The 17,094-nt window shown below is 64.0% G+C and carries 15 protein-coding genes; 3 read left to right on the plus strand and 12 right to left on the minus strand.

Annotation, left to right across the window (positions count from 1 at the left end):
- Nucleotides 1-2 precede the first annotated feature (2 nt).
- From cls to dnaA, 12 genes are all read right to left on the minus strand, one after another.
- Nucleotides 3-1,466, minus strand: a complete 1,464-nt coding sequence (gene cls / locus AC5P76_RS11840) for a cardiolipin synthase (RefSeq protein ID WP_495222756.1) — start codon at nt 1,464-1,466, stop codon at nt 3-5.
- Between the two features lie 160 nt (nt 1,467-1,626).
- A complete protein-coding gene (locus AC5P76_RS11845; RefSeq protein WP_053517211.1) occupies nt 1,627-2,040 on the minus strand; it encodes an ExbD/TolR family protein in 414 nt (137 codons plus the stop codon).
- A 3-nt stretch (nt 2,041-2,043) separates the two neighbouring features.
- Nucleotides 2,044-2,469, minus strand: a complete 426-nt coding sequence (locus AC5P76_RS11850) for an ExbD/TolR family protein (RefSeq protein ID WP_053517212.1) — start codon at nt 2,467-2,469, stop codon at nt 2,044-2,046.
- Nucleotides 2,470-2,530: 61 nt separating this feature from the next.
- The gene (exbB, locus tag AC5P76_RS11855; protein ID WP_053517213.1) at nt 2,531-3,292 is read right to left on the minus strand and encodes a TonB-system energizer ExbB; all 762 of its coding nucleotides are present in this window, start codon (nt 3,290-3,292) and stop codon (nt 2,531-2,533) included.
- A gap of 92 nt (nt 3,293-3,384) precedes the next feature.
- Nucleotides 3,385-4,050, minus strand: a complete 666-nt coding sequence (locus AC5P76_RS11860) for an energy transducer TonB (protein WP_495222757.1) — start codon at nt 4,048-4,050, stop codon at nt 3,385-3,387.
- A gap of 143 nt (nt 4,051-4,193) precedes the next feature.
- A complete protein-coding gene (locus AC5P76_RS11865) occupies nt 4,194-5,387 on the minus strand; it encodes a tetratricopeptide repeat protein (RefSeq protein ID WP_128987818.1) in 1,194 nt (397 codons plus the stop codon).
- Between the two features lie 132 nt (nt 5,388-5,519).
- A complete protein-coding gene (locus tag AC5P76_RS11870; RefSeq protein WP_053517217.1) occupies nt 5,520-6,326 on the minus strand; it encodes a M48 family metallopeptidase in 807 nt (268 codons plus the stop codon).
- A 70-nt stretch (nt 6,327-6,396) separates the two neighbouring features.
- Nucleotides 6,397-7,242, minus strand: a complete 846-nt coding sequence (locus AC5P76_RS11875; RefSeq protein WP_253118411.1) for a CPBP family intramembrane glutamic endopeptidase — start codon at nt 7,240-7,242, stop codon at nt 6,397-6,399.
- Nucleotides 7,243-7,309: 67 nt separating this feature from the next.
- The gene (gene gyrB, locus AC5P76_RS11880) at nt 7,310-9,769 is read right to left on the minus strand and encodes a DNA topoisomerase (ATP-hydrolyzing) subunit B (protein ID WP_065174070.1); all 2,460 of its coding nucleotides are present in this window, start codon (nt 9,767-9,769) and stop codon (nt 7,310-7,312) included.
- Between the two features lie 112 nt (nt 9,770-9,881).
- Entirely contained in the window at nt 9,882-10,976 is a 1,095-nt protein-coding gene (gene recF / locus AC5P76_RS11885; protein WP_253118412.1) for a DNA replication/repair protein RecF, read from the minus strand.
- A gap of 704 nt (nt 10,977-11,680) precedes the next feature.
- Nucleotides 11,681-12,781, minus strand: a complete 1,101-nt coding sequence (gene dnaN, locus AC5P76_RS11890; protein WP_005411731.1) for a DNA polymerase III subunit beta — start codon at nt 12,779-12,781, stop codon at nt 11,681-11,683.
- Nucleotides 12,782-13,056: 275 nt separating this feature from the next.
- Nucleotides 13,057-14,388 (minus strand): chromosomal replication initiator protein DnaA, encoded by a 1,332-nt coding sequence (gene dnaA / locus AC5P76_RS11895; protein ID WP_180876229.1) that lies wholly within the window; start codon nt 14,386-14,388, stop codon nt 13,057-13,059.
- A gap of 254 nt (nt 14,389-14,642) precedes the next feature.
- Between dnaA and rpmH the strand changes: the two genes are divergently transcribed.
- Genes rpmH through yidC form a run of 3 tightly spaced genes read left to right on the plus strand, consistent with a single transcriptional unit; the run spans nt 14,643 to nt 16,998 of the window.
- Complete coding sequence (gene rpmH / locus AC5P76_RS11900; RefSeq protein WP_005411729.1) at nt 14,643-14,783, plus strand: 50S ribosomal protein L34; 141 nt, start codon at nt 14,643-14,645, stop codon at nt 14,781-14,783.
- 5 nt (nt 14,784-14,788) lie between these two features.
- Nucleotides 14,789-15,283 (plus strand): ribonuclease P protein component, encoded by a 495-nt coding sequence (rnpA, locus tag AC5P76_RS11905; RefSeq protein ID WP_080375251.1) that lies wholly within the window; start codon nt 14,789-14,791, stop codon nt 15,281-15,283.
- Nucleotides 15,283-16,998, plus strand: a complete 1,716-nt coding sequence (gene yidC / locus AC5P76_RS11910) for a membrane protein insertase YidC (protein WP_253118413.1) — start codon at nt 15,283-15,285, stop codon at nt 16,996-16,998. Before rnpA ends, yidC begins: the two co-directional genes overlap by 1 nt.
- The last annotated feature ends 96 nt before the right edge of the window (nt 16,999-17,094 follow it).

Here is a 17,094-nt window from a genome sequence, read left to right on the forward strand (position 1 = left end):
CCTTACAGCAGCGGCGAGGCCAGGCGCGCGAAGGCCTCGGGCAGGCGTTGCAGCCACAGCGAGCGGGCCGCGGCCTGGTCGTGCACGCGGGTAGCCTGCTGGAACTCGGCCTCCAGCAGGCCCGCCAGGGCGGCCACCCGCTCGCGGTCGCTGATCATCATCGACAGTTCGAAGTTCAGGCGGAAGCTGCGATGGTCGAAGTTGGCACTGCCGACGATGCAGACGTCGTCGTCGGCGATGAAGGCCTTGGTGTGCAGCATGCGGGGGCCGTACTCGTAGATCTTCACCCCGGCGTGCAGCAGCTCGTCGAAGTAGGACCGTGCGGCCTGGGTCACGAACCAGGAATCGCTCATCTTCGGCACCAGCAGGCGCACGTCCAGTCCGCCCAGCGCGGCCGAGGTCAGCGCCATCCGCGCGGCTTCGCCCGGCACGAAGTAGGGCGTGACCAGCCACACGCGCTCCTGCGCTTCCTGGATGGCCGCCACGTGGAGCCGGTGGATGGTCTCCCAGCCCGAGTCCGGGCCGGACACCAGCACCTGTGCGTTGATCGAGCCTTCGCCGCGGAGCGGCATGTCCGCCGGCCACATCCGCGCGATGTCGAAATGCGAGTGGTCCTGACCGCTGGCGTAGAGCCAGTCCTCTGCAAACACCAGTTGCAGGCTGCGGACCACGTGACCGCGGATGCGCATGTGCAGGTCGCGATAGGCGTTGGCGTTGCGGCTCTCATCCTCGTCATCGGTGATGTTGATGCCGCCGGTGAACGCGAGGCGGCCATCGACGATCACCAGCTTGCGGTGGGTGCGCAGGTTCAGCCACGGTCGCTTGAAGGGCTTCAGCAGCTGGCGGGGATGGAACCAGACCGCTTCACCGCCGGCGTCGAGCAGCGGCTGCAGGAAGCGTCGCGGCACCGCGGACGAGCCCACTGCATCGAGCAGCAGCCGCACCTGCACGCCGGCGCGGGCACGTTCGACCAGGGCATCACGCAGTGCGGTTCCGGCATGGTCGGGATTGAAGATGTAGTACTCCAGATGCACGTGGTCACGCGCCTGCGCCACCGCTTCCAGCAGCGCGGCATAGGTCGCCGCGCCATCGACCAGCCAGATCACTTCGGTGGCACTGCTCGGCGCCAGTCCGGTGGTGGCCTGGGCGATCTTGGCCAGCTCGGTGCAATCGGCATCGGGCGGGCAGACGTCGCTGTAATGCTCCATCCCCGATCGCGCGCGGCCACGACGCAGGCGCTGCCGCTTCACCTTCTGCGGACCGAGCAGGTAATAGATGAAAAGGCCGAGGTAGGGCAGCAGGGCCAGCGACAGGATCCAGCTCAGCGTGGCTACCGGTTCGCGCTTCTGCAGCATGATCCAGCCCGCCAGCGCGAGCAGGTACAGCAGGTAGGCCACGGCCAGGATCGAACCCAGGTGGGCAATGCCATCAAGCCAGTGGCGGAGGGAGTCGAAGAGGGCGAGCATGCGCCGATCATAGCGGGCGCGTGAAGTCAGAGGGGGTCAGATCCCTTTTCCGCAGGGAAAGGGATCTGACCCCGTCGGGCTTCGCAGGCACAAAAAAAGACGCCCCTGTCTCCAGGGGCGTCTGCAGTCGCGTCATGACTGTTGTGTTGCGGTATTGCGTTTACTGCTGTACGAAGCCGATCTTCTTCATCTGAGCATTCTTCGCGGCAGCCAGAACCTTGGCCATCACGTCGTACTCGGAATCCGGGCTTGCATCGATCCGCAGTTCCGGCTGGTTGGTCGGGTCACGCTGGACCTCCTGTTCCATCCGCTGCTGCAGCTCGCTGGTGCTGATCGGGCTGTTGTTCCACGAGACCTGGTTGCTGGCGTCGATCTTCAGTTCGATCGGCGGCGGCGGTTCGACCAGCTGCGGCGGTGGGTTGAGCACGCGCTGCGGCAGGTCCACGGCGATCGGGTAGGTCATGATCGGCGCGGTCACGATGAAGATGATCAGCAGCACCAGCATCACGTCCACGAGGGGCGTGACGTTGATGTCGGCCATGGGGCCCTTGCCACCACCACTACTGAATGCCATGGCTTATTGCCCCTTTTCTTTGGTCGCGACGAAGCCGACGTCCAGCATGCCCTGCTCCTGCGCGACCTTGGTCAGGTCGTTGATGACGCGCATCTTGGTGGTGCGGTCACCACGCAGGTTCAGCGGCGGCTGCGGGGTCTGCTGGGCGGCGGTCGCCAAGCGCGACTCGAGCGTCTGCTTGGTGATTTCTTCGTCGTTCCAGTAGATCGAGCCGTCTTCCTTGACTGCCAGGGTGATCGGACCGGAGCGCTTTTCGGCGTCATCCGGATTCTGGATCAGGTTGGCTTCCGGCAGATCCACCTTGACCTTGTGGGACATCAGGGGCGCCGTGATGATGAAGATGATCAGCAGCACCAGCATCACGTCCACGAGGGGCGTAACGTTGATGTCGGCCATGGGGCCGCCGCTGTTACCACTACTGAAAGCCATAACGGGCTCCGTCTAGATCTTGATGACTACTTGCTTCGTCGCGGGTGGAAGCGCGCCGCAATCAGCGGACGCGCGAACCGGTGGCGAAGAAGTCGTGCAGGTCGTGCGCGAAGGTATCGAACTTGCTGATGGTCGCGCTGTTGATCTTGCTGAAGAAGTTGAAGGCGAACACGGCCGGGATCGCGACGAACAGACCGATCGCGGTCATGATCAGCGCTTCACCCACCGGGCCGGCAACGGCGTCGATCGAAGCGGAGCCGGTGGCACCGATCTTGATCAGCGCGCCGTAGATGCCCCACACGGTACCCAGCAGACCGACGAACGGAGCGGTCGCGCCGACGGTGGCCAGCAGGGTCATGCCCGACTGCAGCTTGTTGCTTTCGCGGGTGACGGCCTGACGCAGGGCGCGGTCGACGAATTCCGAACGGCTCAGGTTCTCACCCAGGCCACCGGTACCGCCGCCTTCAGCGCGCTGGTGGTGGGCAGCTGCCTGGGCAGCGTCCAGGGCGATCTTCGAGAACGGCTCCGAAGCCGGCTGCTCTTCCATCGCACGGATGGCGTCCTGTGCGTTCGGGGTGTCCCAGAACAGGCTGACGACGCGATCGGCAGCGCTCTTCAGGCGGGTGGCGCGGAAGATGTTGATGACGGTCCAGTACCAGGACATGGCCGACATGATCACCAGGGTCAGCAGCACGACCCAGGAAACAGCGAAATCACCCGGCTTGGTGGTCATTTCGTGGATCAGGTGCTCGAAGCCCATCTGCGACAGGGCGTTGGACGGATTGCCCCCGGCAGCAGCGGCGATGAAAATTTCCTGCAGCATGACGCTTACCTTTGTTGTGTGTGGTGATAAAGGGTGTAGCTAAGCTAAACAATCGAACCGGAGCGGGGGTGGCCCGAAGCCACCCGAACGCATCAGTTCAGCGCAAAGTTGACCGGGACGCGAACGCGACCTGCCGTCTTCTTACCGCCAGATTCAGCGGCGTTGAAGCGCCACTTGCGTGCTGCTTCCATCGCAGCACGGTCCAGGTCGCGGTTACGGCTGGACTTTTCCACCGTGACATTGGTGACGTTGCCGCTGGCATCGACATCAATGATCAGGATCACTTCACCCTGGATACCTGCGCGGAATGCTGCCGGCGGATAACGCGGGGGATTCATCGCCTTGGACGAGATGTCCACGCTGGCCTCGATCGACGCCGGCGGGCTTGGCGGCGACGGCGGGGTCGGCGGAGTGACGATATCGTTCGGACGCGGTTCCGGCACGTCCACGACCGGCGCCTGCGGCGGCGGCGGGACCGGCGACGGCTTCGGCGGCGACAGATTCTTCACCGGCGGCGGCGGAGTATCTGTCGGCGGCGGCGGCGGCGGCGGGGGCGGCGGCGGCGGTGCGTCGACGATGGTCACCATCACATTGCGTTCCTTCTCCGCAGCGGCCTTGGGAGCCACGGCAGGGATCAGAAGCATCATGAAGGCGGCCAGATGCAGGGCGATTACAAACGCGATGCCGACGATGCGAGGCCAGCTCAGCCCCTTGTCATCGGGTTGTTCGTACCGGTGAACGACTAGTTGTTCCGTCATGCGCCAAGAGCTCAATAGTGGGGCCGGGATGCCGGGGGCGGAATCCCTGATCAGCGGTGCATGACACCGCAGGAACCTCCAAGCTTATACCAATCCTGAGCGCCTGCGCATCAACTGAGCAGGCGTTCAGGCGTTATTCCTACTTACTTCAGGTTGATGATTTTCTTGGCATCAGCCTGGTTCTTCACGCCCTTCGCCAGCGCCTGCTGGGCGGCCTGCTTGGCCTCGGGGACGCGACCTTCGGCATGCAGGACGCGTGCCAGGTTCAGGTAGGTCTCACCGTCCTTGGACAGCGGGGCGGCCTTCTGCCACGCATCGATCGCCTGCGGCACCTGGTCGGAGTAGTAGTAGGACTGGGCCAGCGCCAGGTAGACCTGGTAATCCGGCTTCAGGATGCCCTTCTGCAACCCTTCGTTGATGACCGCGATGACGTCCTTTTCCTTGTTCTCGGTGTTGGCATAGATCGAGTACAGCTGCTTGTACTCGCGCTCTTCGGTGAGCTGGCCGCTGCTGCGCAGCTTGTCCATCACCGCGGCGGCCTTGGGCATCTGGTCGGCCTGCATGTACATGTTGGCCAGGTTCAGCTGCGCCTTCTTGTCGTTCGGGTTCTTCGCCGCCAGGGCCTCGGCGGCCTGCACGGCTTCACCGGTCTGGCCGGCCTCGGACAGGGCGGCCATCAGCAGCTGGTTCCAGCTGTCCTTCGGCTCGGTGGAGCCGGCGATCGCCTGCTTCAGCACCGGGATCGCTTCCTGGTAGCGCTCCAGCTGGTACAGCGCCTGGCCCTTGGCGATCAGCTCTTCCGGCTTGGTCGACTTGCTCTCGGCGAAGTACTTGTCCAGGGTGGCCAGGCCTTCGGCGGTCTGGTCTTCCTGCAGCTGCAGCTGGCCCAGCATCAGCATCGACTGGAAGTGGCCGTTGTTGTCCAGGCCGTTGAACTGCAGCACCTGCTTCAGGTAGGCGATGGCGGCGGCGACATCGTCGGTCTGGTAGGCGGCCTGCGAAGCCAGCTGCGCGGCCAGCGACTTGTCGTACTCGTTCGCGGCGCTGTCAGCCAGGATCGCGTCGGCCTGGGTGCGGGTCTCCGGGAACTTTTCCTTGTTGTAGCTGTCTACCAGTTTCTGCAGCTTGCCACCCATCTTGGCCGAGGACTTGGCCGCCGGCTCCTGGCGGGTCGCATTGGGGTACAGCGGTTCGGCCTTGGCCTGCTTGCTGCTGCCGCCGCGGTTGCCACGGTCGGAGGAACGCGAGGACTGCGCGAGCGCATCGGTGACCACGGCGCCGGTCAGGGCGGTCGCGACGAGGACGGAAAGCACAGCTTTGTGTTTACGGAAAATCATCGTTCACCTCGATCGAACCGCCGGATAGCGGCAAAGTCGGACTGTCAGAAAAATCTGAGCCGCCAAACGTATCAGAAACAGATGGCGTGAGAAATCGTTTTATGTGCTGCAATACAGCATGAAACTGCGCACTCATCCGCACTTTGGTCGCAGTCCGGCCGCCTGCGCCTGCTGGTAGACCGGCATCAGGGCAGGGGAATCACGTCGCAGCTCCTGGATCCGGTTGGCCGGATCGGGGTGGGTGGACAGCCATTGCGGGCTGCGTCCGCCGCTGGCGGCCATCATGTTCTGCCACAGGTCCACCGCCTGCGCCGGGTTGAAGCCGGCCTGCGCCATCAGCCGCTGGCCGATCACGTCCGCCTCGCTTTCCTGGGTCCGCGAGCCCGGCAGCAGGAACGCCGTCTGTGCCCCCATGCCGCCAAGCTGGTTGACCGTGCTGGCCGCGCCTTCGCCATAGGCAGCGCCGGCCAGTGCGCCGAGTACCGCCAGGCCGGTCTGCGCGCCCATCTGCCGGGTGATGCGCTCCTCGTGGTGACGGGCGATGACATGGCCGATCTCGTGGCCGATGACGGCCGCCAGCTGGTCCTGGTTCCTGGCTACGGTGAAGATGCCGGTGTTCACGCCCACCTTGCCGCCAGGCAGGGCGAAAGCGTTGGGTTCCTTGTCGACGAACACGGCGGTTTCCCAGCGTACGCCACGGTATTGTGGAGGCAGCTGGGCGACCAGCGCGTTGACCACGCACTGCACGTAGCCGTTCTGCCGGCCGTCCGTGCTGATCTTTTCCTTCTGCTTCGTCTCGGCGAACGCCTGCGCGCCGAGCTGGTCAAGCTGTGCCTGCGAGACGCCACCGATCATCTGCCGCCGTCCGGTCGGCGATGTGGTGGTCGCGCAGGCGCTGACCAGGGTGGTGATGACAAGGGCCAGCAGCAGTTGTTTCATGGGTCCACCCCCGTGTTCATGAGCGCAGTGTGTATCGTCGCTGCTTAATCTTTCGTCAAGCGGACAGCCGTTACGTCGCGCCGAAGAACACCAGCGCCACCAGTGCCACGGCATTGTTCAGGGCATGTGCGGCGATGGCCGCCCACAGCGTTCCGGTACGGCGGTACAGCCAGCAGAATGCAGCGCCCATGCCGCCGTAGACCAGCCAGAGCTGGGCGATCTCGGCCGGGCCGTTGGCGCTGGTGCCGGGAATTTCATGGATCAGGGCGAAGGCAAGGCTGCTCAGTATCATGCCCAGCCAGGGGCGACCGGCCTGCCACAAGCGCCCGAACAGGACGCGCCGGAACAGCAGTTCCTCGTAGGCCGGCGCCAGCACCACCGCGAACAGCATCAGGAACAGCGGAAAGCGCGCGACCGCGTTCTGCATCAGTTCCACGTTGGTCGGCACCGGTTCGATGCCGAACTGCCGGGACAGGAAGGCGATGCCGTTGCTGCCCACTACGATCAGCGTGGCCACCAGCAGCGTCCAGCCCCAGGTGGAGGGCCGGCGCAGCGCGTCACGCGACGCCTGGCGTTCGGCCGCATTGGCCGGTCGTCGCCAGAAATACAGCAGCAGGGCCGCGCCGCCGGTAGCGAACAGCGCCATCAGGATCTGCGCCAGGGCACCCGGCTGGCCCAGTGCTTCGGTCAGGGTGCCGGGATCGGGTGCGGCGCCGTTGGCCTTCGCGTTTGCGTAGCCGACCATCATTCCGCGGTACAGGCCCCAGAACAGGCCACTGATCAGGCTCAGGCCGAACAGGGTGACGGCGGCGATGCCCAGATCGATGAAGAATCCCGCCAGCGGCGAAGCGGCGCGGGGGGCGGCGGTCGCCGGCGGAACCGGCGGCGGTGCGGAAACCGGAGCGGAAGTGGACATCAGATACCTGCGATCAAGGGGCAAGGGCCGGCGCGCCTCCCCGCGCACCGGCCACGTCCCGATTGTGTCAGATATCCAGGTTGGCGACCTTCAGTGCGTTGTCTTCGATGAAGTCGCGACGCGGCTCGACGACATCGCCCATCAGGGTGCTGAAGATCTGATCGGCGGCCACGGCGTCTTCGATGCGTACCTGCAGCAGGCGGCGGGTATCCGGATTCACGGTGGTATCCCACAGCTGTTCCGGATTCATTTCACCCAGGCCCTTGAAGCGCTGGATCTGGCGACCGCGCTTGGCTTCATCCAGCAACCAGTTCTGCGCCTTCACGAACGAATCGACCTCGATCGACTTGGCACCGCGGGTGATGGTCGCCCCCTCGCGTACCAGGCCATGCAGCAGCTTGGCTGCCTGGTGGATCGCGCGTAGTTCGCCGGTTTCCAGGGCCGAAAGCGGCAGCACCTGGATGTGCTCTTCGCCCATGTGACGTCGGGTCACCAGCACGGCCGCGGGGCGCTGTTCATTGGCCTCCTGCAGTTCCAGGCTGAAACGCGGGCTGCCCAGGCTGCCCTGGTTCAGGCGCCTGGCCAGCGCGTCCAGGCCTTCGCCTTGTCCGGCATTGCGCAGGGTGTCCAGTTCCAGCGGCATGAAGTCGACCAGCGCTTCGAGCAGGTTGCGATCATAGCGATGCGCATTGCGTTCGATCGCGTCCTGCGCGGAGGCGTAGGCCAGCAGCAGCTTCTCCAGGGCAACGCCCTCGATGCCGGGCTCGCCGGCGGCCGGCACCAGCGACGCGTTTTCCACCGCGCTGCTGGCCAGATAGCTGTCCAGCGCCGGATCATCCTTCAGGTACAGCTCCTGCTTGCCCTGTTTGATCTTGTACAGCGGCGGCAGGCCGATGTAGACGTAGCCGCGCTCGATCAGCTCCGGCATCTGACGGTAGAAGAACGTCAGCAGCAGCGTGCGGATATGGGCGCCGTCGACGTCGGCGTCGGTCATGATGATGATCTTGTGATAGCGCAGCTTGTCCGGGTTGTACTCATCACGGCCGATGCCGGTACCGAGCGCGGTGATCAGCGTACCGACCTGGTCGGACGACAGCATGCGGTCGAAGCGCGCACGTTCCACGTTGAGGATCTTGCCGCGCAGCGGCAGTACCGCCTGGTTCTTGCGGTTGCGACCCTGCTTGGCCGAACCACCTGCCGAGTCACCCTCGACGATGAACAGCTCGGACAGCGCCGGATCCTTCTCCTGGCAGTCGGCCAGCTTGCCCGGCAGGCCGGCGATATCCAACGCGCCCTTGCGGCGCGTCAGGTCACGAGCCTTGCGGGCCGCTTCGCGCGCGCGCGCGGCATCGACGATCTTGCCGGCAATCGCCTTCGCTTCGTTCGGATTCTCCTGCAGGAATTCTTCCAGACGCTGGCCGAAGGCACTTTCCACGGCCGGACGCACGTCCGAGCTGACCAGCTTTTCCTTGGTCTGGCTGGAGAAGCTGGGATCGGGCACCTTCACCGACAGCACCGCGATCATGCCCTCTCGCATGTCATCGCCGGTCAGGTTGATCTTTGCCTGCTTGGCGATGCCGTTCTGCTCGATGTAGTTGTTGAGCACACGGGTCAACGCACCGCGGAAACCGGCCAGGTGGGTGCCGCCGTCCTTCTGCGGAATATTGTTGGTGAAGCAGTACATCGTTTCCTGGTAGGAATCGGTCCACTGCAGCGCCACTTCCACGGTGATGCCGTTGGATTCGCCGCTGACCGCGATGACGTTCGGATGCAGCGGCGTCTTCAGCTGGGCCAGATGCTCGACGAAACTGCGGATGCCGCCTTCATAGTGGAAGTCGTCGCGCCGGCCATCGCCGCGTTCGTCCGCCAGCACGATCTTGACGCCGGAGTTCAGGAACGACAGTTCACGCAGGCGACGGGCCAGGATGTCGTAGTGGAATTCGACGTTGTCGTGGAACGCGACGGTCGACGGCCAGAAGCGCACGGTCGTGCCGCGCTTGGTGGTGCTTTCCAGCTTCGCCAGCGGGCTGACGGCAGCGCCGTTGCTGAATTCCTGCTGGTAATGGAAGCCGCCCTGGAATACGTCCACCAGCAGCTTCTGCGACAGCGCATTGACCACGCTGACACCCACACCATGCAGGCCGCCGGAAACCTTGTAGCTGTTGTCGTCGAACTTGCCACCGGCGTGCAGGACCGTCATCACCACTTCGGCTGCCGAGACTTCGCGGCCCAGCTTGGCGCTCATCTGCTCATGCTTGCCGACCGGAATACCACGACCGTTGTCGGAGACCGAAACCGAACCGTCGGCGTGGATCGTCACCGCGACATGGTCAGCATGACCGGCCAGCGCCTCATCGATGGAGTTGTCGACCACCTCGAACACCATGTGGTGCAGGCCGGTACCGTCATGGACGTCGCCGATGTACATACCGGGACGCTTGCGGACAGCCTCCAGGCCTTCCAGGGCGGTGATGCTGTTGGCGTCGTAGTTGCCATTGTTTACCGGGGTGTTCTGTTCGTCGCTCATTGCGCTTGCCGTAGGCTCCGCAGGTCGGGCACCACAGGAAGCGGTGCGCCGAGAATGAAAGGATTGCAACCCGAATTATACCAGCCAGGGTCGAGCGGCCCTGTTGTACGCACTATGGCACAGCCACGATCTGTCCATGTTCCACGTGGAACCGGGTAATGTCGGTCAGCGCCTGCAGCGCGGCCGGCGTTTCGGTTGCCGTGACGAAGATCTGCGCCGGGCCGGCAAGCAGGCGCTCCAGCACCCGCGCCTGGTGGGTGCGATCCAGTTCGGAGGCCAGATCGTCCAGAGCAATGACCGGCCATTCCCCGCGCTGTTCCGCATAGTCTTCGGCCTGGGCCAGCAGACACGCCAAGGCCGTCAGTTTGGCCTGGCCGCGCGACAGCGCGTCCCGCCCTGGAATATGGCGGAAGTCCACGCTCCAGTCCGCCCGATGGGGCCCAACGGATGTATAGCCCGCCTGCCGGTCCCGCTCGCGTGCCAACAGCAGTGCATCGGCCAGCGGCAGCTCGTGACGGCGCCATCCCGGACTCAGGTCCAGCGCCTGGATACCCAGCTGGGGGGCAAGACTGGCCGCCAGCGCGATGGTGCGCTCCTGCAGCCGCTCCAGATAACGCTGACGTCGGCTGGTCAACGGTTCGCCGGCCTCTGCCAGTTCGTGATCCCACGTATCGAGCATCCTTGCCGGCCCTCCCTGCTTGAGCAGGGCATTGCGCTGCTTGAGCGCCCGTGAGTAGCGGCGCCACAGGGACAGAAAATCCGGTTCCACGTGGAACAATCCCCAATCGAGGAAACGGCGACGGGGTTCACCACCACCGCTGACCAGAGCATGGCTGCCGGGCTCGAACGTCACGACCGCCAGTGCAGCACATAGATTGCCGAGCTGGCTGACATCTTCACCATCCAGACGTCCCTTCCAGTCCTGTCCAGTATGGCGGAGACCGGCCTTGCGGCGGTGTGGCGATGACTGGGCGCGCTGTTCCTCCCATTCCACAAAGATGTCCAGCGCATCCTGGCCCTGGCGGACCAGGCCGTCGCGCACCCGACCACGGAAGCTGCGCCCGTAAGCCATCAGATGCAACGCCTCCAGCACACTGGTCTTGCCGGCCCCGTTATCGCCCGTCAGCAGATTCAATCCCGGTTGTGGCGACAGATCCACCACGTCGAAGCGGCGCAGCTTGTGCAGGACGAGGCGACGGATCTGCATGGGGCGCGAAGGACCATCCGCACGAAGCGGTAGAGGGGCAGGGAATCCATCAGCTTACTGCATCGGTCAAGTCCGCCGTTGGCGTCAGGCTATCGCCGTGCAGACCATGGCCGGTTGCGGACGTGTCCTGACGGGCCTACTGACGACGGCCCGCAAAAAACCTGCCGCATTTCCTTGAAATCTGCGCACCAACACCCGTGGCGGTTCCACAGATTTCAAGAATTTCAAGCCAGCGGTTTCACGCTATGCACAGCGGCCCGGTATTACCTATACACAAGGTATGGGCAATCTGTGGATAAAAAAGCCGCTTTGGCCCTGCCTGAAATCTATCCACAGGTTCCCCCCCAGCCCCAGGCGCCGATATGCAGGGGGTTTCAGCGCATTAAAAACCAATAAAATCAACGAGATGACCCTGTTTTCCACGAAATCTGGCTCTACCATCACCACCAGGCTTTAGATTTATACCCAGATTTAGAAGCTAGGAAGGGCAGACAGCGCCTGCAACGACGTCTGTGGATAGTCGCGTCAGCAACAGGAGCAACTACGCGGATCCGGGCAGGCAGAACAGCTATAGGGATCTGCCACACCGGGGACTGGCCCCTTGCAGCACGATGGAGAAACGGGATGCTCCACGTGGAACCCACCAAAAAAAACGCCCGGAACGTTCCGGGCGTCTTCTGGTTCCACGTGGAACAGCGCAACTGTCAGAGCCGCAGCGGCATCACAACATGGCGGGACTTCTCGCTGCTGGACTCGCGCACCAGCGCCGACGAATTGGAGTCGCGCAGCTGGATGATGACCTCTTCGTCGCGCAATGCGGACAGGGCGTCCAGCAGGTAATTCACATTGAAGCCGATGGCCAGATCGCTGACGGTGGTATCGGCTTCGATCTCTTCCTGCGCTTCTTCCTGTTCCGGGTTATGCGCGCTGATCTTCAGGTTGCCCGGCGAAACTTCCACGCGGATGCCGCGGTACTTCTCGTTGGACAGGATGGCCGCACGCTGCAGCGAGGCACGCAGTGCCTCACGGTCGACCTTCACCTCGCGGTCGGCACCAATCGGAATCACGGCTTCATAGTCCGGGAAACGACCATCAATCAGCTTCGAGGTGAACGTGACATCGTCCCGCTTCACGCGCACGTGGCTGCGGCCTACCTCCAGCTCGATCTCCCGGTCGCCGCTCTCCAGAAGGCGCTGCAGCTCGGTCACGCCCTTGCGCGGCACGATGATCTGTCGCTTGGAGCCGCTGGGCTTGGCCAGATCCGTTTCACACAGGGCGAGGCGGTGTCCGTCCGTGGCCACCGTACGCAGCGCATCGCCACGCAGGTCGAACAGCAGGCCGTTGAGGTAGTAGCGCACGTCCTGCTGGGCCATCGCGAACGCAGTGCGTTCAATCAGCTCCTTCAGGGTCGCTTCGCCGATCGCCACGCGCTCGGTGGCTTCCACCTCGTCTACCGACGGGAAGTCGTTGGACGGCAGCGTTGCCAGGGTGAAGCGGCTGCGACCCGCCTGCACGGTGATCTTGTCACCGGTCTGCGAGACGGTGATCCGGCTGCCATCGGGCAGGGCGCGGATAATCTCGAACAGCTTGCGCGCCGGAATGGTGGTTTCGCCGTCCTGGGCATCTTCAACCGCGATCCGCGACACCATCTCCACTTCCAGGTCGGTACCGGTCAGCGAAAGCTGGCCGTTCTGCACCTGGACCAGGAAATTGGCCAGAACCGGAAGGGTCTGGCGGCGTTCGACCACGTTGACGACCTGTGCCAACGGCTTGAGAAAGGCTTCGCGCTGCAGTGTGAAACGCATGTGGTTCCGTGCCCCTATGCTTTAAAAAATGTGGAATAAATCAAAAGCTTGGTGGTGCTGGTAGAGACAGAATCGCTGGAAAACAACGTTAAGTCTTTGTAATAAAAAGGATTTCTGGCCTCGAAACCCTCTGTATTACCGCCCCCCAGAGGGTGGGGAAAGCTGTGGATAAATTCCGCGCGTTGTCAGGCGCCTTTTTTATCCACAACTCATCCCGCGCTTGCTACCGGATTCTGCACCGTTTTGTGCGATGACGCCTCATCGGCGTCCGTGCATCATTCGCTCAGCTTCCGGATCAGCTTGTCCCAGTCTTCGCGGAGCTTGCCGTCGGTTTCCATCAACGTCCGGATCTGACGGCAGGCATGCAGCACCGTGGTGTGATCGCGACCGGCGAATGCGTCGCCGATCTCGGGCAGGCTGTGCTCGGTCAACTCCTTGGTCAGGGCCATGGCGACCTGGCGCGGACGGGCCAGCGATCGGGTGCGGCGCTTGGACAGCAGATCCTTGATCTGCAGTCCGTAGTAGTCGGCAACGGTTTTCTGGATGTTGGGAATGCTGATCGCCTGCTGCTGGGCGCGCAGCAGGTCACGCAGGGTTTCCTGCGCGAACTCGGTGGTGATCGCACGGCCGGTGAAGTTGGCGCGGGCGGTCAGGGTATTCAGCGCGCCCTCGAGGTCGCGCACATTGGAGCGCATCTTCTTGGCGATCAGGAACGCAACATCATCGGGAATCTCCGCACCGCGTTCGCGCGCCTTGGCCAGCACGATCGCCGCACGGGTCTCGAAGTCAGGCGGTTCGATTGCGACCGACAGTCCCCAGGCAAGCCGCGACTTGAGGCGTGCTTCCAGCCCTTCGACCTCACGCGGGTACCGGTCACAGGTCAGGATGATCTGCTGCTTGCCGTCGAACAGGGCGTTGAAGGTGTGGAAGAACTCTTCCTGGGTGCGATCCTTGCCGGCGAAGAACTGGATGTCGTCGATCAGCAGCGCGTCGACCTGCTGGAACTGGCGCTTGAACTGATCCATGGTCTTTTCCTGCAAGGCCCGGATCATCGCGCTGAAGAACTGTTCCGAGCGCAGGTACAGCACCTTCGCACCCGGATTGGCCTGGCGCATGGCGTTGCCGGCGGCGAACATCAGGTGGGTCTTGCCCAGTCCGGTGCCTCCGTACAGCAGCAGCGGATTGTGTGCGCGATCGCCCGGTTTCTGCGCTGCCTGGAACGCAGCGGCGAGGCCGAGCTGGTTGCTGCGGCCTTCGACGAAGTTGGCGAAGGTGTAATGGCTGTCCAGATTGCCGGCGAACGGCACCTGGGGTTCGCTGGCTGCGTGCGCCGAATGCGTGGAAACCGGCGTGGTCTGCGCCTCTACCGGGCGCGGACGGGAGCCGATTTCAAGAAAAACGTCGCTGAAACCAGCGAAATGCGCCAGCAGCTCGCGGATGCGCGGCAGGTACAGCTCGCGCACCTGGTCGACGATGAAGGCATTCGGTGCATACAGCACCAGGCTGTCCACGCGCAGATCGGCCTGCAGCGGCTTCAACCAGGTGTGAACGTCTTCAGGCGGGAACTCCGCTTCGAGGCGTTCGAGACTACGGGACCAGGCATCCATCAGCAATAATCGTCCGATGGCCGGGGTGGGGGCGCGACAAGGCGCCCAAACACAGGCCGGAAAGGGGGGAAATGGATGGCTCAGACTACCACCGAGCGCCCGCCTTCGGAATGCTTGTCCCCTACTTATTCACAAAAACATCCACAGCTATTGCACAGGCCGGTGAATTCGCGTAGTCCCCAGGGCTTGACGCGGGGTGGGGTACCTCTCTAGAATTTCCGGTTCTTTCCGTCCCATTCATACGAGAGGCCCCAATGGCCACCAAGCGCACCTACCAGCCCAGCAACCTCAAGCGTAAGCGCGACCACGGCTTCCGTGCCCGTATGAAGACCGCTGACGGCCGCAAGATCCTGTCGCGTCGCCGCGCCAAGGGCCGCAAAGTCCTGAGCGCCTGATTGCCATGCCGCACATCGCGGCAGACGCAATCCCTTCGACAGTGAATACTGCAGACCCGCGCAAGCGATTCCCTCGCTCTGCGCGGGTTCGCACGCGTGCCGAATACTCAACGGTCTTCAACGGCGCCCGCCGTGTGTCCGATCCGCTGATGACCCTGCACTGGCTGCCGGCTGACCGGCCGGCCAGGCTGGGTCTGGCGGTTTCCCGCAAGGTCGATCCGAACGCCGTCGGGCGCAACCGGATCAAGCGCGTCCTGCGCGACATCCTGCGTCAGACACGAACCGATATCCAGCCAGGCGACTTTGTCGTCGTGGCCCGTAGTGCTGCGCGTCACGCCAGCAATGACGACATCCGCCAGGCCTTCCTGCGCCTGCTGCGCCGCCTGCGTGCATTGCCCGCGCCGGGCGTGGACGGCACAATGCCGCCGCCTGATGGCATCGCAACTCCCTCTTTGACCGAGCCGGCACCGCGTTCCGGCCCCGCCGAGCCTGTCCGCTGATGAACCAGACCCGCGTATTTCTCATTTTTGCCTGGCTGATGGTGGCCGTGCTGCTGTGGATGGAGTGGAGCCGCGAGCAGGCCGCTCCGACCCCTGCTCCGACGACCCGTTCTGCCCCGGCCGCGGCGCAGACCGTGCCGGGCGCCGCCGCAGGCAGCGTTCCCAGCGCCCAGGTGCCGGCGGCCCCAGGCCAGGCGCCCACGCAGGCCCAGGCCAGCGCGACCCCGGCCGCCCAGCGCGTGACCGTCACCACCGACGTCCTGCGCCTGGTACTGGACGGGGGCCGCGTGCTCGACGCCGAGCTGCTGCAGTTCCCGCAGACCAAGGATGAAGGCAGCCCGCCGGTCCGCCTGCTGACCGAAGATCCCGCGCATCCGTACAGCGCGATCAGCGGCTGGGCCAGCCAGGACAAGAACGCCCCGGTGCCCGGCGCCGACGGCTTCAAGCTGGTCGGTGACACCCGCGACTTCGTGCTGGCCAAGGGCCAGAACGAACTGCAGATCCCGTTCGTGTGGACCGCCGACAACGGCGTGACCATCAAGCGCACCCTCACCGTCTCGCGCAACGAGTACGCCGTGCGCTTCAAGGATGAAGTCAGCAATGCCGGCGCCACCACGTGGAACGGCTACGTCTACCGCACCCTGGACCGCACCCCGACCATCCTGTCGCGGAGCATGACCAACCCGGATTCCTTCAGCTTCAACGGTGCCACCTGGTACGACAACGACAAAAAGTACCAGCGTCGTGCGTTCAAGGATTACCTGGAGGACGGTGCCCTGAACCAGACCATCACCGGCGGCTGGCTGGCGATGCTGCAGCACCACTTCTTCACCGCGTGGATCCCGCAGAAGGACCAAGCCGCGCACTACGTGCTCTCCCAGCGTGATGGCCGCGATCAGATCACCGCCAACGGCCCGGCCTTCACCCTGGCCCCTGGCCAGTCCACCAGCACCGAAGCACGCCTGTGGGTGGGCCCGAAGCTGGTCAACCAGATCGCCAAGGAAGACGTGCCGGGCCTGGACCGCGTGGTCGACTACAGCCGCTATTCGCTGCCTGCATTGATCGGCCAGGGCCTGTTCTGGGTGCTGAACCAGGTGCACAAGCTGGTTAACAACTGGGGCTGGGCCATCATTGGCCTGGTGGTGCTGCTGAAGCTGGTGCTGTACCCGCTGTCGGCCGTGCAGTACAAGAGTGGCGCCAAGATGCGCCGCTTCCAGCCGCGCATCCAGCAGCTGAAGGAACGCTATGGCGATGACCGCCAGAAGTTCCAGACTGCGATGATGGAGCTGTACAAGAAGGAAAAGATCAATCCGATGGGCGGCTGCCTGCCGATCCTCATCCAGATGCCGATCTTCTTCGCCCTGTACTGGGTGCTGGTGGAGTCGGTCGAACTGCGCCAGGCGCCGTGGCTGGGCTGGATCCAGGACCTGACCGCGCGTGACCCGTACTTCATCCTGCCGGTGATCAACGTGGCGGTGATGTGGTTCACCCAGAAGCTCACGCCTGCGCCGGGCATGGACCCGATGCAGCAGAAGATGATGCAGTTCATGCCGCTGGTGTTCGGCGTCATGATGGCCTTCATGCCGTCCGGCCTGGTCCTGTACTGGGTGGTCAACGGCGGCCTGGGCCTGCTGCAGCAGTGGTGGATGACCAAGCGCCATGGCGGCGACCCGGTCCCGGCCACCGCCGCATCGGCTCCGGTCAAGAAGAAGTAATCGGTAGAGTCGGCCGCTGGCCGGCTGACCGCAGCAGAAGCCCGCCGTAAGGCGGGCTTTTCGCATGAGGCGGTAGAATTCCGCGCGTGCGCAACC

The organism is Stenotrophomonas sp. YJH_SMC_36 (assembly GCF_059369935.1).